Source organism: Arthrobacter sp. NPDC090010 (assembly GCF_044748305.1).
Lineage (GTDB): Bacteria > Actinomycetota > Actinomycetes > Actinomycetales > Micrococcaceae > Arthrobacter_E.
Genome location: NZ_JBIVFT010000005.1, coordinates 183,832 through 198,507 on the forward strand (window position 1 = coordinate 183,832; position 14,676 = coordinate 198,507).

The window sequence follows — 14,676 nt, forward strand, 5'->3', positions numbered from 1 at the left end:
CCGCCGGCATGACTTAGGATAGCCTTAGTTTCCTAGTATAACTTTCCGGCAGGAGTGGCATGCCCCCAGAACGTTCCCCGCGCACCGGCGGCCGGGCCCCGCAGATCTCCCGCGAGGACATCGTCCGCGCGGGACGCGACCTCGGCCTCCACCGTCTGAGCGTGAAAGCCGTGGCCACGCAACTGGGAGTGACCCCCACGGCCCTGTACCGGCATGTCGAGGGGCGCTGGGGTCTGGAACGCGCCGTGGGAGAGAGCCTTCTGGCCGAACTGGAGCTCGTGGACGACCCCGTCCAGAGCCTCGAAGACCATCTGCTCTCCTTCGCCTGGCAGCTGCGCGTCTTCACGCTCGCCAACCCCGGCTTGGCCGGATATCTCCAGATACTCTTCCCCCGGGGAGACTCCGGGCACCGGCTCCTCTCCGCCGAGGTGCAAGCCCTCATCCGCCGCGGCTACAGCCCCGAGGCCGCTCTGGTGGTCAGCGGCGCCGTCGCCTCCCTGTCCATGGCGCTCACCTGCTCCGAAGAGCAGAGCATGAAAGCCGAAAGCGCCGACCTGCGAGGACTGGACCGCGAACGCCAGGCGACCCTGGCCAGACTGTCCCGGGACACCGGCTGGGGCGAGGCTCATGCCACGCTTCCCGCGGTCCCCCGTCCCGACTACGTCCGTCTGCTGCTGACGGTTTCCATCCGCGGGCTCGTCGAGGCCGCCCCGCCCGGCAGATCCGTCCCGGACGTGATCTCCGGCCTGCACTCCCCTTCCGGCACCACTGCCGTGACACCACCCGAGAAGGAGCCCATCGATGGCTAAACGAGGTTTCCAGGGCGCCGTCATGCGAGGCTTCGGCGCCCGCGATCACCGGGCCACCGTGACCGGCACCGAATCCCTGGCCCCCCATTTCCTCCGGGTCCGGATGATGTCGCCGACCCTTTTCCAGGACGCGACCGCGGATCCCACCGCTTGGCTCCGGTTCTGGTTCCCGGATCCGGACGGCGGGCCGACCGAGTTCCAGCGCGCCTACACGCTCTCCGAAGCCGACCCCGACGAGGGCACCTTCGCCGTGGACTTCGTCCTTCACACCCCGGCCGGGCCCGCCTCCAGCTGGGCCCAGAGCGCCGGGCCCGGGAGCACCGTGATGGTGACCTCCCTCGGGTCCTCGCGCTTCGACCTGCCGGAGGAGCTTCCCGCGGGATACCTCCTGGTGGGCGACTCCGCATCGATCCCCGGTATCAACGGCATCCTCCGGACCGTCCCGGCGGAGGTTCCCCTCGAGCTGTACCTGGAGCTGCATCAGGAGGAGGACCGTCTCATCCCGTTGGAGACGCATCCCCGCCTGCGGACGCATTGGGTCCCCCGCGTGGGCACCCCGTCCCTGGCCGCCGCCCTGGAGGCCCGGGACTGGTCCAATTGGTACGTCTGGGTGGCCTGCGAGTCCGGCTCCCTCAAGCACCTTCGGACCCGCCTGCGCGACGGCTTCGGCTTCCCCAAGTCGGAAACCCATGCCCAGGCCTATTGGTACCACGGACGCGCCATGGGCACCCTGCGCAGCAGCGGAGAACCGGAGAGCCAGGCGCCCGCCCCTGACAACGCCACCCCGCCCACACCGGATGCGGAAACAGCGCACCCCCGGGGGTCCGACGGCTCAGCAGAGGACGCACGGCCCGCCGGCTCCTGGAACGCGCAGGCGGCCGGCCGGCTGCTCCGTCCGCTCAAGCCGGTGCTGATCCTGTCGGGGATCTTCGAAGCGCTCGTCACCCTGCTCCAGCTGGCGCCCTTCCTGCTTCTGGTCGAACTGTCCCGCCTCCTGCTGCACTCCGCGGATGCCGCAGCGCTCTGGTCCCTCGGAATCTGGGCTCTCGTCCTGCTGGGGGCAGGGGCGCTGGCCGGTGCGGCCCTGATGTTCTGGCTGCACCTGGTGGATGCCCGCTTCGAACGGGGCCTGCGGCAGCGGCTGCTGGACAAACTGTCCCGTCTGCCCCTGGGCTGGTTCTCCCGGCGAGGTTCCGGCTCGGTCAAGCATCTGGTGCAGGACGACACGCTCGCCCTGCACTACCTGGTGACGCATGCGGTGCCCGACGCCGTCGGCGCGGCCGTCGCCCCGGTTCTGGTCCTGGTCTATCTCTTCGCGGTGGACTGGCGGCTGGCTCTGCTCCTCTTCCTGCCGATCCTGGTGTACGTGGTGACGATGGCCGTCATGCTGATCCAGTCCGGCCAGCGGACCGCGCAGGCCGTGCGATGGGCGGAACGGCTCAATGGCGAAGCCGGCGCCTATCTGGAGGGTCAGTCGGTGATCCGCGTGTTCGGCGGGGCAGCCGCTTCGACCTTCCTCGGCCGGCTGGACGAGTACATCCACTTCCTCAAGGAATGGCAGCAGCCGTTCACCGCGAAGAAGACCGTCATGGACCTGGCCACGCGCCCCGCCACCTTCCTCCTGCTGATCGCCGTGTCCGGCACCCTGCTGGTGACGAGCGGTTCACTCGACCCGCTGGCGCTCCTGCCGTTCCTGCTGCTGGGCACCACGTTCGGCGCCCGGCTGCTGGGCATCGGCTACGGTCTCTCGGGGCTCAGGGACGGGCTGCTCGCCGCACGACGGATCCAGGTGGTGCTGGATGAACCGGCCCTGGAGACCACGGTGCCGGGCGGCGGCCAGGCCAGGGGCACCGATCCGTCGCCCCGGGCGGTCCCGGCCGTCGAATTCGACGGGGCCGGCTTCTCCTACCGGCCGGGGGTGCCCGTCATCCGCGAGCTGTCCCTCACGCTGGAGCCAGGGACACTCACCGCCCTGGTCGGCCCCTCCGGCTCCGGCAAGTCGACCCTCGCCGCGCTCCTGGCGCGCTTCCACGACGTCGACGAGGGCGCGGTCCGACTCTCCGGACGGGACATCCGGGAACTGGAGCAGGATGAGCTGTATGCGCGTATCGGATTCGTCTTCCAGGACACCCAGCTGATCCACGGCACGGTTCGCGAGAACATCGCCCTGGCCAGGCCCGACGCGGATCAGGATCGGGTTGAGCAGGCCGCCCGGGCCGCGCAGATCCACGATCGCATCCTCCGCATGCCACAGGGCTACGACACCCTGCTCGGCCCGGACGCGGCCCTCTCCGGTGGTGAACGCCAGCGCCTGACCATCGCCCGTGCGATTCTGGCGGACACCCCGGTGCTGGTCCTGGACGAAGCGACCGCCTTCGCGGACCCGGAGTCCGAGTACCTGGTTCAGCGGGCGCTGAACCGTCTCACGGCGGGACGGACCGTCCTGGTCATCGCCCACCGTCTGCACACCATCACCGGAGCTGACCGGATCGTGGTCCTGGACCAGGGACGAGTCGCCGAAAGCGGCACGCACGAGGAGCTTCTCGGCAGGGACGGCCGATACGCCAGGCTGTGGCACGCCAGCGGCTCCCAACCCCCGGGAACGCCGTCGGCGGCGCCGGAACAGACCAGTGAGGCCCTGCGATGATCCGTACCTTCCTGCTCCTGCTCCCTCAGGAGAAACGTCCTGCGCTGACCACCTACCTCGTCCTGGCGGTGCTGGGAGTCATGCTGCGCGCCGCCGGCATCGTGATCCTGGTGCCCTTCGTCGCCGCCCTGTTCGGAGCTGATCCCGGCCTCGCGTGGCCCTGGCTCGCTCTTCTGTCCGGGGTGACCGTCGCCTCCTGGGCCTGCGACGCCGTCGTGGCCCGTCTCGGCTTCGGGCTGGGCTTCGCCCTCCTCGACCACACCCAGCGGAACATGGCCGAACGGGTCGCAGGAATCCGGCTGGACTGGTTCGGCACGGAGAACACCGCAGCGGCTCGACAGGCCATCGCCGCCACGGGACCGGACCTGGTGGGCCTCGTGATCTACCTGATCACGCCGCTGCTGAACGCCGTGCTGCTCCCCCTGGCCATCGCCCTGGCACTGATCCCGGTGTCCTGGCCCCTCGCCGTCGCGGCGCTGGCCGGCATCCCCGTGCTTTTCGGTGCCTTCCGGCTCTCGGGACGCATCACCCGCCTGGCCGATGACGAAGCCGCCCGGGCCCACAGCGCCCTGACGGAACGGATCGTCGAGTTCGCACGCACGCAGCAGGCTCTGCGGGCAGCGCGCCGTGTCGCTCCGGCCCGTAGTCACGCCGGTGCCGCACTCGAAGCGCAGCACGGCGCCACGCTGCGCCTTCTGCTCCTGCAGGTCCCCGGCCAGCTTCTGTTCAGCCTGGCCAGTCAGCTCGCCCTGGTCCTGCTGGCGGGCACCGTGGTGTGGCTGGGTGTGCAAGGAACGCTGAGCGCTCCCGAAGCCATCGCGCTGATCGTGGTCACCGTGCGTTATCTGGAACCTTTCACCACTCTGAGCGAACTCGCACCCGGGATCGAGACGACGGCAACGACACTGCGCCGCCTCCGCACCGTGCTGGATGCCCCGTCCGCGGGAGAAGCGCCGACGGCTCCGCAGGAGGACCGCGCGGCTCCGGTCACCGGACCAGCCTCCGCCGATCCGGTGGCGATCAGCCTGAGGAGCGTCACGTTCGCCTACCCGGGCGACGAAGTCCCCACGCTGGAGAACCTCAGCCTGGACTTCGCAGCCGGGAGCACCACTGCGATCGTGGGGCCCTCAGGTTCCGGGAAGAGCACCGTTCTGGCATTGCTGGCCGGCCTGCGGGAACCGGCGTCGGGGCAGCTCACCTTCAACGGGGTGGAAGCGTCCCGGTTCTCCCCGGAGGACCGGCGTTCACTGGTCAGCATGGTGTTCCAGCACTCCTACCTGTTCCCCGGCACGGTTCGCGACAATGTGCTGGCGGGGCATCCCGGGGCAAATGGGGACGAGTTGGAACGGGCCATGGCCCTCGCCCGGGTGAACGCCATCACGGAGCATCTCGCAGACGGGGCGTCCACCCGGGTCGACGAGGCCGGGTCGTCACTGTCTGGAGGGGAGCGCCAGAGGGTGGCCATCGCCCGTGCCTTGATCAAGCCGGCCCCGATCCTGCTCATCGACGAGGCGACCAGCGCCCTCGACAACGAGAACGAACGAGCCGTGGTCCAGGCCCTGGGGGGCGATGCCGTCCCACGGACCCGGATCATCGTCGCCCATCGCCTGGCGAGCATCCGGGAGGCGGAGCGGGTGATCTTCCTGGAAGACGGACGCGTCTCGGAAGACGGCACGGTCCAGGAGCTGCTGGCCGCCGGCGGCCGGTTCGCGGAGTTCTGGCGGCAGCAGGAGGACGCCGCGGGGTGGCGCATCGGATCCGCCTCGTCCTGAGCAGCGCGCACGGCGCGGGGCGGTTTCAACGCCGCCCCGCGGCGTCTACCCCTGCTCCGGGTCGCCGTCGCGGGCCGGGGGCGGATGCGGGGCGCGCCATGAGATCAGGATGGCCGCCACGGGACCCAGCACCGGGAACGCCAGGACGGCCAGCGCCAGCAACAGCCGGTAAGCGGGGGTGACTGGCTTGCGGACCAGCAGGAGCACCCACGCCAGGATGGCCAGGACGACGAAGATGATCCCGATGATCGCGACGCCTGCTTCCCAGCCGCTGGGAATGAGTGGGTTGGGAGACTCGTTCATCGACCCGCCTTCAGCTCGGTTTCAGGGACCTTTACAGCCTAGCCGGGAGTCCGCTCTCACCCTTCCGCGGGCCGGGTCCCCCGGTCGGCGATACGGAAGGACGGGCGGTACCCTCGCAGCCGCACCTGGAGCCGGAGCCTGCCCTGTCTCGCCAGGATGACCGAGACGACCGCGGCCGCGGCGGCGGGCATCGCACCGGAGATGAACAGTGACACATGAGGGCCGAGGTGCTCGGCCAGGGAGCCCATCATCGGACCGCCCAGCGCCTGCCCGCCCATGAGCACCACCAGGTACAGACTCATGACCCTGCCGCGGATGGCGGTGTTGGAACTCGTCTGCACCAGTTGATTGGCCGCCGTCAGGAAAAGCAGCGAACAGAATCCCGAGCACACCATCATCACGCAGAAAGCGGGCAGCCCGGGGACCAGCGAGGCCGTGCACAGCATGACCCCGTAGGCGCCCGCGGCGAAGACGGCGGACCGCAACTGAAGCCGGCGGCGTCGCGTCGACGTCACCGCCCCCAGCAGCGCACCCAGCGCCAGCATGGCGTTCAGCAGGCCATAGCCTCCGGCGCCGACGTCGTACACCCGGTCCGCGAAAGCCGCGAGCTGGACCGGAAGACTCAGCGCGAAGAGCGAGACGAAGGCCGCCATGAGCCAGGGCCAGCGGATGGTGGGCTTGCGGAGGGCATAGTCCACGGCCTGCCGGACCATGCCCTTCTGCCGCGGTGCAGGGGCGCTCAGATGCAGGCGGTCCCGGTTCATGGCCGTCAGGCTCAGCACCGTGCAGCAGCAGGCCAGGGCGTTGAGCGCGAAGGCCCAGCCGGCCCCGACGGCGTTGAGGAGCACGCCGGCCAGGAAGGGGCCGATCAGGCCACCGAGCTGAAACACGGTCGAGTTCACACTGATCGCATTGCGCAAATGCTCCGGCCCCACGAGTTCGTTGACGAACACCTGCCGGGCCGGCTGATCCATGACGGTCACGAGGCCCAGGATCAGGGCGATCAGATAGCAGTGCCACACCTCGATCCGGCCGCTCAGGGCGAGGATCGCCAGGGTCGCGGCCAGCAAGGCCGCCATGCTCTGGGTCACCATGAGAATCCTGCGCTTGGGCAGCCGGTCCGTGAGGGCACCGCCCCACGGGCCGAGGAGAAGGGAGGGCAGGAACTGAAGCGCTGCGGTGACACCGACGGCGGTCACCGAGCCCGACAGCTGGAGCACCAGCCAGTCCTGGGCGATGCGCTGCATCCAGACCGCGATGACCGCCACGAAGTGCCCGGCGGTGAAGATCCGGAAGTTCGGAACGGAAAGGGAATTGAAGGTCTGCCGCCAGGGCAGCTTCTCGGTGACGATGGTGAGGGGCTGGGTTGCGGGTGATGCTGCGGCCGGTGGGGGCGTCACGGGGAGTCCTCGGTTCAGGTGCTCTGGGGCTTGACATCCACCGTAGGCTGGTGTGAATTCATTACAGAAGAGAATTGCGGCTATAAGTGCCATTGCGTTTCGCAATGACTCCCGAAGCCTGCGAACACGCGGTTTCCGTCACCACGCACCACCCCGGGAAGGGCCTGGAATGTTCGATCCTGTTCACCTGAGGTCCTTCCTGGCCGTAGCGGAGACCCTCAGCTTCACGAAGGCCGCCGAACGGCTCGGGCTGGCACAGCCCACCGTGAGCCAGCACGTCCAGAAACTCGAGACGGAAGCCGGGCGCTCGCTGATCATGCGGGACACCCGCGAAGTCCGCCTGACCGACAACGGTGACGCGATGGCCGGTTTCGCCCGGAGCATCCTCGCCGAGCACGATGCGGCGGGGCGCTACTTCGCGGGTTCGGCGATGCGGGGGCGGCTCCGCTTCGGGGCGGCCGACGACCTGGCCAACACCAGCCTGCCGAAGATCCTGCGCGAGTTCCGTCAGCTCTATCCCGAGATCAACCTGGAACTGACCGTGGGACAGAGCGATCAGCTGCACCGGCGGCTGAAAGCGGGGCAGCTGGACCTGATCTTCGTGAAGTGGGTGGCCGGGACGGCCGAGGGCGAGGTGGCCCGCCACGACACCTTCGCCTGGGTGGGGCTGGAGCAGACCACGCTGCCCCGTGACGCGCCCGTACCTCTCGTGGCGTACCCGGCGCCGAGCCTGAGCCGGCGGCTGGCCATCGACGCGCTGGAATCGCACGGACGGCGGTGGAAGGTCACGTGCTCCACCCGGCAGATCGCCGGCGTTCTCGCGGCCGTGCGCGCCGGCCTGGGCGTCGCGGTCATGCCCTCCACCTTGGTCCCCGAGGATCTGACCGTGATCACCCGGCGGTTCGAGCTGCCGTCGGTCGGCGATGTGGACTTCACCCTGATCCGGAACCCGCTGGCCAACGGCGAGGTCATCGATGCCCTGATCCGTGCGATCGTGGGACGCGGGCTGAAGTGGTGAGGTGGACTGCAGGTCAACTCCGCGCTAAATAGCCTCAACGAGAAGTTCGGAAACTAAATCCTCATCGCCTTCGGCCACACACGAACGGCGACGTCGAGAAGCTCCTTCATCCTGCGCCCTGCCGCCTTATTCCCCCAGCTCGATTCCCCCATCTGATCGACTAGGACAGAATCTTTATCGTTCACCCATTTAACCAAGACCGCTGACTTCCCTTGGAAGTCGTTGGGCAACATGCTATTAACATCCGAAGGCAGGAGAGTCAAGTTTCCCAAGCGCCCCACCCAAAAGTTCTGACGGGTATGGATTGATCTGGCACCTTGTGGCTCGATATGCTCAAGTGTCATTGAACGATCACGCGGGAGTCTACTTCCACCCCAATAGTCCTCGATTCGCTCGAGAATCCATCTAATGCGATAGACATCCTGCGGCCGCTGGTTAAAGTACGCAAGCTTTTCGAGGCCCGCGCGAAATTGCGGATCAGTAGGCATGAGGGAATTCGCGTCCCTCTTAAATGAACGCAGCGCTCGAATAACATCCTCCTTTGTTTTAGCGCAATCAACCGCATAGGCGGCCTTACGATAGGCCTTGCGAATAGTAGACGTTGATGCCTTTTGAGAAATCGACCAGCGGAACTGCAAATTCTCAATCGACCTAAGGAAATCTATCAAATTCAACTTCGAGACCACCGAATCTGGCCCAAAGATATAGTTCCGAAGCAAGGAGAAAAGAAGCGGCAGCGGAAGATTTGAAGATGCAACTAGGCAGCCGTATAGAACCTTATCAATCTCCTCAAACTTGTCCGGCCTCCAATTTGATTCGGGAACGACATCCTTCCAATGTTTGCCATTGGGCGAGGCGAGGCACTCATCAAAGTGCTGAAATATCTCGGCGGTTTGACTAAATATCCGAATGAAATCTCGAGCAGGCTCTTCCGGCGAGAGGTGTGTCGCCATGTACCCGTCGACCGACCGCCTGATTCTACTGACTGCAACAATCTCATTGTCGGCTTGGCGGCAAGTTGAGTTCCAAAAATACCCAAGAAAGTCCTCAGCGCCGACTTTGGACCATGAGCTCGACTCAATATTCCTGACGATCTCAGCCCATAGGGACTCTTCTTCACCACCTGCGCTTGGCGGGATAGCTGAGATTACCTGGTTCTTCACCAAGTCGACCTGGTTAAGACTCTTCCCTCGATCGTTTAGAGTCTCAAAGATCCTAAATGCGCTTTGACGGTCGCCCACCCTGACATAGACAACCGTGGCTTTCAGAAAGCGATCCCTGATCTCGTCAAGTGTCGCCAGCGGCTCATCATCACGTTCCGCCATTTCTTCAGTGATCTTTTGCCGAAATATAGAGTATGCCGAATACTGGGCACGCTCAGCTTCGCTCGAAGGCGACTTCTCTCGAATTACGTCTCCGGGTTCAGTAAAAAGACTCAAATGTAAGTATCCCGATTCAGTTCTATACTGAAGCCGGAACGTTTGCTCTCCTGAAAGATCAACCCGCTGAATATACACCGAGAGTCCGCTCGCCCTTCCGGACTGTCCTACTTCTTCGTAGACATCCTTGACCGCGCGCAACGCAATTAGGATGGTAGTTAAGCGCTGTTGTCCGTCAACGACATCCCATTGGTCAGGACCTGACTGGTGGACCACCATGTTGCCGAGAAAATGGGATTCAACCGTTCGTCCCTTTAAGTCGCGCCAAAGATCGGTTGCATTCTCATCGTCCCAAGCGTAGGGTCGCTGGTATCTAGGGACGATATGTTCACCCGCGAGTATAACTTCACCCATTGCCCTCTGTACTGCGTCGAACTTCATTCCTCCCCCAAATTTAGTGTTGCCCGTTTCGATGTTGCACACTATCGCCTGCTAGCCCATCTCGACTCATTTCAATCCCGAATGCCGACGTATTCGCAGTCGGCCAGAACGCCATATTAGCAGCATGGGGTTCAGTACCAGTTGTCGGAGACCTCGTGGTCCCAGGCACCGCACGGTGAGCCGTAACGGTCACGGATGTAGCCGAGGCCCCATTCGATCTGGGTGTGGTAGTTGGTGAGCCAGTCGCCGCCGGCGCTGGCGTACTTGCCGGCCGGGAGGGCCTGGGCGATCCCGTAGGCGCCGGAGGACGCGTTCGTCGCCGTCGTGAGCCAGCTCGATTCCTGCGTCCACAGCAGTTGCAGACACTGGAACTGGTCTTGCCCCCAGCTGTAGGATCCCAGACGGCCTGCGGCGTAGGACTGAGCCCCGGCCGGATCGTTCACCGCTCCCCCGGTGTCGGGAGGCACCACGACGGGCGGCTGAGGTGCCGGATCGGGAGCCGTGGGCGCCGGCTGCCCACCGGAGCCGCCGGACGCGGTGGTGCCCGCTGAATCAGCCGCTGCGGCAGCGGCCGCCGCAGCCTCCGCCGCCGCTTGCTGACGGGCCCGTTCTTCTGCGGCGGCGCGCTTGGCCGCCTGGGCTGCTTCGTAGGCGGCCAGGGCCTCCTTACCCTGCTGGTACCGGGCCTCCACCGTCGCCGTCGTCCCCTTCAGCGAGGCCAGCTGAGCGGTGAGCTCCTGCCCGTGCTGCTTCTGCTGGGCGAGCTGCGTGTCCATGGCGGCCTTCGCGGCCTGTGCGGCGTCGAGCTTCTGCTTCGCGTCGTCCGCCAGACGCTGCCGCTCGGCTTCCGCGTTCTGCTCCTGTGACCTCAGGGACTGGGCGGTGTTCTCCGCGGCGGAGGACTTCGCGAGCAGTTCGGAGGCCCGGTCCGTCACGACCTCCAGCACGCTGAGTCCCTGGAGGCGGTCCGGCTGGATCGACTGCAGGTCGGGGATCCCCGGGAGATCCATGGTGCCGTTCTTGTAAGCCTGGACCGCCAGGGCCCCGTATTCCTTCCGGAAGCGGCCGGCTTCCGCGGTGGCCTGTTTCAGCTGTGCGGACAGCCCGTCCACTTTCGCTTTGGCCAGGGTCAGTGCGGAATCGGCCACGGCGTATTCACCGGAGGCGACGACGGCGGCACTGCCGCGCTTCTCCGCTTCGGCCTGCAGCCCGCCGAGGAGCTGATTGATCCTGGTGATCTCCGCGGACTTGGCGCTTTCGCTCTTCCTGGCCTCCTGGACATCCGCCCAGGAGGGGTATCCGCCGGGCGGGGCGTCATCGGCGGCGTGGGCTGCGGGGACGAACCCGACACCCAGCATCGCCAGGGTCAGGCCCGCGGCCAGGAAGGGGGTCCGTGACCTGCGGGCGGACGTCGTCGCGGTGCCGGAAGGTGCCATAGTGCCAGAGGATACCGGGTCAAGCTGGGCAGACGTTCCCCGGCGGTGCTCAGGTACCCCGCAGGAGCCTGGCCAGGAAGCTCTCGCCCACCACAGGGATGCCGTAGGAATGGGCCTTGCGCGCCTTGCCGGACAACGTGTCCGGATCCGCGGCGACCACCACTTTGACCGCCTTGGTCACCGCAGGGTGGACGAGGTAACCCGCCCCACTCAGACGCGTGATCAGAACGTCCCGTGGCGAGGACATGGCCCCGGTCAGGACGAGTTTCTCGCCCGGCCTGATCATGGATGCCGAGTCCCTGGTCACCGCGACGTCCGGGACGACCGGTGCCCGGGGTTCGCTGAGCAGCCGGTCCACGTGCTCTTCGTCCAGCGCGAGCAGCCCGGCCACGGCGTACAGGTCCTCCACCTCCTCCGGGGAGACGATCCCGTCCTGCCAGGCCAGTGCCAGCAATTGGCTGAGGTAGACGCGGTGCAGCTCCCCGGCCCGGGCCCGGCCGATCCCCAGCTCGCCCGCCAGCCCGACCAGTTGCGCCGCCTCGGCGGCGGAGACGTGCCGGTCCACCAGCGCGCGGTCCAGCATGGAGAGGTAAGCCTGGTGCTCTTCGGGTCCGGAGATCTCCGGCAGGCGGTCGACGATCCGGGTCAGGAAGTGCGGTCCGGCGCCGGCCGCGCTGCGGTGTCTGACCTTCGCCCCGGTGTTCCCCACCTCAGGCCAGGCCGCAAAGCGGCCACGGTCCAGAGCGGCGTTCCAGAGCGGGTTCTCCGGATCGATGCTCAGGTAACCGCTCAGGACATGCGCCGTGGCCTCCGCGTCACCGCCGGCACTGTGAGCTCCATCCAGCACCAGGCCGAAGGAATCACAGCAGTCCTGGAGCGAGCGGCCCGCCCCCGGAAGATAACTCTTGGCCAGCTGCATGGTGCAGAGACAATCCTCCACGGCCAGCGGCAGTTCAAGGCCTGCGCGGCCGAACTCGGCGCGCAGGAAGCCGTGGTCGAAACGGACGTTGTGCGCCACGAGGGTGCGGCCCCGCAGCCGGCCCACCAGCTCCGGGACGATCTCGCCGAACAGGGGGGCGTCCAGGATCTCCTCGGCGCGGATACCGTGGATGTGCTGCGGTCCCAGGTCGCGCTGTGGGTTGACCAGCGTCTCCCACCGGTCCGTCATCCGGCCGTCCGGATCGACGTGGACCACGGCGATCTCCGCGATGCGGTCCCGTGCGCCGGGAAACAGCCCCGTGGTCTCCACATCGACCACGGCGAAGCCTGCATTCATACGTCTCTCATCTCCCGGACCGCGGTCCCTGAGCCCGGCGCCTTCTCAGGCGGTAACCGGAGCCTCCGTGCCGTCGAGTGCACGAAGCAGCGCCGCATCCTGGCCTGGTGCGCTCAGTCGCAGGCCTTCGGCCGTCGGCACGGCCTTCTTCGCCGCCACCTCGATCAGTCCACTCGCGCGCAGGGCGTCCCAGAGTACGGCCAGGCGTTCCACCTCGGCCATGGAGCGCGCCACCTGTGGGGTGTTGCCCTCCGGGTCCGCCAAGGCGGCGAGAGCTTCTCCGGACAGACGCTTCTGGGAGCCGACGGCGCGAATGCCGACGGCGGAGGCCGCACCTTCGATGTCGGCCAGACGGAGCGAACCGGTGGCGGTCAGCTCCTTGCCCTCTCCGATCCAGAGCAGCAGTTCACGCGCCCAGCCGGCACGCTCCGTGGAGACCGTGGACTCCTCGGAGCCTTCACCGGCCGCCACGTCTTCAGTCGGGACCATTTCGGAGAGCTCGAAGTTCTCCAGGATGACCTGAAGATCGTCCTCACTTCCGGTCCAGGTGCCGGTGGCGTCCAGGAACGCGATGTAGAGCTGGAGGTCATCCATCATGACCCGGAAGATCCGGCTCTCCTCCTCACCGCCGAGCTCCTCGAGCTGACTCATGGTGCGCAGGAACGCCGCGGCGTCGAACTCGGTCGCCAGGACCGGGGCGCCACCGGCACCGTGGAGCCAGAGGAATTGCTTGACGGACTGAAGGGTCTGCAGGGCCTCGGCACCGGTGTTGCCATCCGATTCCTCGTACCACTTCACGAAGGGCAGTGCCTGCGCGTCGACGGCGAAATCCGCCTTCTTGTACAATGCTCCGCTCTGCCTGACGGCAGCCGACTGCTTCTTCTCCGACTGACGCGGCTTCTTCCGGTTCCGGCTCATGGTCCTCCGTTGTCGATCCTGTGCGGCTCTCCCACGGGCGTCCGGGCACGGGCGTACTCACACGGGCCCTCCGGGGAAGCTTCCATGATAGTGCCCACCGCACCGCGGAACCCGTCCTCCGGTGGGAGTGTGCCTCGCGTCACGGGGAGGCCCGAGGCCGTCGCCCTGCGGTTCAGGCCCTCGCCGATGGCGCCAGATCGGTCAGGGCCAGTCCGGTTCCGGCGTTCCGCCGAACGCACGCTTCTCCCCGATGCTGGCCGAGGCCACTCCTCTCGCCTCCCCCGGATCGCTCGACGGCGGCGAATGGGCCTTCGAGATGAAGTGGGACGGTATCCGGGCGCTCGCCGTCGTGGAGGACGAACGCGTCAGGTACCTGAGCCGCTCTGGGCATGAGCTCACGTCCTCGTACCCGGAGCTTGAAGCGCTCGTCCCCCTGGTGAACGCGGAGCAGGTGGTGCTCGACGGCGAGATCGTGACTCTCGGAGACCACGGCGCCCCCAGTTTCAGCCGGCTTCAGCGGCGTTTCGGGCAGAGCGATCCACGGGTGGTGGCACAGCTCCGGCGGTCAGTGCCCGCCGCGTATTTCGTGTTCGACGTGCTGAGCGTCAACGGCACGGACTGCACGGTCCTGCCGTACCGGCGTCGTCGCGAACTTCTCGGACCGCTGCTGGATCTCCCACCCGGAGCGCCGGTGGCCGTGCCCGACCTCTTCGACGGCCCGGGGGACGAAGCCCTGCAAGAGAGCAGGAATCTGCACCTGGAGGGTGTGGTCGCCAAGCGCTGGGAGGCCCGGTATCGCGTGGGTGCCCGCACTTCGGACTGGCTCAAGTTCCCCCTGATCCACACCGAGGAGGCGGTGGTGATCGGGTGGCGTCACAGCGAAGCGGATCCCCGGGGTTTTGCTTCGCTGCTTCTGGCGGACCGGCGCGACGGTCCCCTGCGTTACGTGGGGCGCGTGGGCACCGGCTTCTCCTCCCGGGACAGGCGGGAGATCCGGCAGCGGCTGGAGTCCCTCGCCTGTGAGGAAGCGGCCGTGGAAGTCCCCGCTCCAGTCCGCCGCGATGCCCGATGGGTGAAGCCCCGCCTGTCCTGTGAGGTCACCTCCAAGGGCAGGACATCGGAGGGGTTGCTGCGTCAGACGGTGTGGCGTGGCTGGCGACCCGACAAACCCTGAAGCGTCTTCACATGACATCCGGACGACGTCCCACCTCCGTTGAGGGTAGGCTGTCCTTACCGTGTGCAAATGTCCACCCGGTCACCCACCCAGCTGTCCTACC

11 protein-coding genes are annotated in these 14,676 nt (G+C 66.8%); 5 read left to right on the forward strand and 6 right to left on the reverse strand.

Annotated features, from left to right (window positions below):
* The first annotated feature begins 59 nt into the window (after positions 1-59).
* From ACIPXZ_RS09955 to ACIPXZ_RS09965, 3 genes are read left to right on the forward strand one after another with little or no spacing between them, the layout of a single operon-like run.
* Positions 60-809 carry a TetR/AcrR family transcriptional regulator gene (locus tag ACIPXZ_RS09955; RefSeq protein WP_400593175.1) on the forward strand — a complete coding sequence of 250 codons (750 nt, stop codon included), beginning with the start codon at positions 60-62 and terminating at the stop codon, positions 807-809.
* Positions 802-3,456 carry an ABC transporter ATP-binding protein/permease gene (locus ACIPXZ_RS09960; RefSeq protein ID WP_400593178.1) on the forward strand — a complete coding sequence of 885 codons (2,655 nt, stop codon included), beginning with the start codon at positions 802-804 and terminating at the stop codon, positions 3,454-3,456. The genes ACIPXZ_RS09955 and ACIPXZ_RS09960 overlap by 8 nt, the downstream gene beginning before the upstream one ends.
* On the forward strand, positions 3,453-5,228 hold the full coding sequence (locus tag ACIPXZ_RS09965; protein WP_400593181.1) for an ABC transporter ATP-binding protein: 1,776 nt from the start codon (positions 3,453-3,455) through the stop codon (positions 5,226-5,228). The genes ACIPXZ_RS09960 and ACIPXZ_RS09965 overlap by 4 nt, the downstream gene beginning before the upstream one ends.
* 45 nt (positions 5,229-5,273) lie before the next feature.
* Here ACIPXZ_RS09965 and ACIPXZ_RS09970 read toward each other — a convergent pair whose 3' ends face one another.
* Complete coding sequence (locus tag ACIPXZ_RS09970; protein ID WP_400593184.1) at positions 5,274-5,531, reverse strand: hypothetical protein; 258 nt, start codon at positions 5,529-5,531, stop codon at positions 5,274-5,276.
* A 56-nt stretch (positions 5,532-5,587) separates the two neighbouring features.
* Positions 5,588-6,931 (reverse strand): MFS transporter, encoded by a 1,344-nt coding sequence (locus ACIPXZ_RS09975; RefSeq protein ID WP_400593187.1) that lies wholly within the window; start codon positions 6,929-6,931, stop codon positions 5,588-5,590.
* Between the two features lie 169 nt (positions 6,932-7,100).
* Here ACIPXZ_RS09975 and ACIPXZ_RS09980 point away from each other — a divergent pair, with 169 nt between their 5' ends.
* On the forward strand, positions 7,101-7,949 hold the full coding sequence (locus ACIPXZ_RS09980) for a LysR family transcriptional regulator (protein WP_400593190.1): 849 nt from the start codon (positions 7,101-7,103) through the stop codon (positions 7,947-7,949).
* A gap of 53 nt (positions 7,950-8,002) precedes the next feature.
* Here the strand turns inward: ACIPXZ_RS09980 and ACIPXZ_RS09985 are convergent, their stop codons facing one another.
* The 4 genes from ACIPXZ_RS09985 to ACIPXZ_RS10000 all read right to left on the reverse strand — a co-directional run bounded on the left by ACIPXZ_RS09985 (position 8,003) and on the right by ACIPXZ_RS10000 (position 13,399).
* On the reverse strand, positions 8,003-9,769 hold the full coding sequence (locus ACIPXZ_RS09985) for a DUF262 domain-containing protein (protein ID WP_400593193.1): 1,767 nt from the start codon (positions 9,767-9,769) through the stop codon (positions 8,003-8,005).
* Between the two features lie 131 nt (positions 9,770-9,900).
* Positions 9,901-11,205, reverse strand: coding sequence for a coiled-coil domain-containing protein (locus ACIPXZ_RS09990; RefSeq protein WP_400593196.1), 1,305 nt, complete (start codon positions 11,203-11,205; stop codon positions 9,901-9,903).
* A gap of 49 nt (positions 11,206-11,254) precedes the next feature.
* Positions 11,255-12,481 carry an exonuclease domain-containing protein gene (locus tag ACIPXZ_RS09995; protein WP_400593199.1) on the reverse strand — a complete coding sequence of 409 codons (1,227 nt, stop codon included), beginning with the start codon at positions 12,479-12,481 and terminating at the stop codon, positions 11,255-11,257.
* A 45-nt stretch (positions 12,482-12,526) separates the two neighbouring features.
* On the reverse strand, positions 12,527-13,399 hold the full coding sequence (locus ACIPXZ_RS10000) for a hypothetical protein (RefSeq protein ID WP_400593202.1): 873 nt from the start codon (positions 13,397-13,399) through the stop codon (positions 12,527-12,529).
* Between the two features lie 250 nt (positions 13,400-13,649).
* Between ACIPXZ_RS10000 and ligD the strand changes: the two genes are divergently transcribed.
* The gene (gene ligD / locus ACIPXZ_RS10005) at positions 13,650-14,573 is read left to right on the forward strand and encodes a non-homologous end-joining DNA ligase (protein WP_400593205.1); all 924 of its coding nucleotides are present in this window, start codon (positions 13,650-13,652) and stop codon (positions 14,571-14,573) included.
* The last annotated feature ends 103 nt before the right edge of the window (positions 14,574-14,676 follow it).

Coding starts and splice junctions, on each gene's coding strand:
- ACIPXZ_RS09985 (WP_400593193.1), bottom strand. CDS start 9,769: ATGAAGTTCGACGCAGTACAGAGGGCAATGGGTGAAGTTATACTCGCG.
- ACIPXZ_RS09960 (WP_400593178.1), top strand. CDS start 802: ATGGCTAAACGAGGTTTCCAGGGCGCCGTCATGCGAGGCTTCGGCGCC.
- ACIPXZ_RS10000 (WP_400593202.1), bottom strand. CDS start 13,399: ATGAGCCGGAACCGGAAGAAGCCGCGTCAGTCGGAGAAGAAGCAGTCG.
- ACIPXZ_RS09955 (WP_400593175.1), top strand. CDS start 60: ATGCCCCCAGAACGTTCCCCGCGCACCGGCGGCCGGGCCCCGCAGATC.
- ligD (WP_400593205.1), top strand. CDS start 13,650: ATGCTGGCCGAGGCCACTCCTCTCGCCTCCCCCGGATCGCTCGACGGC.
- ACIPXZ_RS09980 (WP_400593190.1), top strand. CDS start 7,101: ATGTTCGATCCTGTTCACCTGAGGTCCTTCCTGGCCGTAGCGGAGACC.
- ACIPXZ_RS09965 (WP_400593181.1), top strand. CDS start 3,453: ATGATCCGTACCTTCCTGCTCCTGCTCCCTCAGGAGAAACGTCCTGCG.
- ACIPXZ_RS09995 (WP_400593199.1), bottom strand. CDS start 12,481: ATGAATGCAGGCTTCGCCGTGGTCGATGTGGAGACCACGGGGCTGTTT.
- ACIPXZ_RS09990 (WP_400593196.1), bottom strand. CDS start 11,205: ATGGCACCTTCCGGCACCGCGACGACGTCCGCCCGCAGGTCACGGACC.
- ACIPXZ_RS09970 (WP_400593184.1), bottom strand. CDS start 5,531: ATGAACGAGTCTCCCAACCCACTCATTCCCAGCGGCTGGGAAGCAGGC.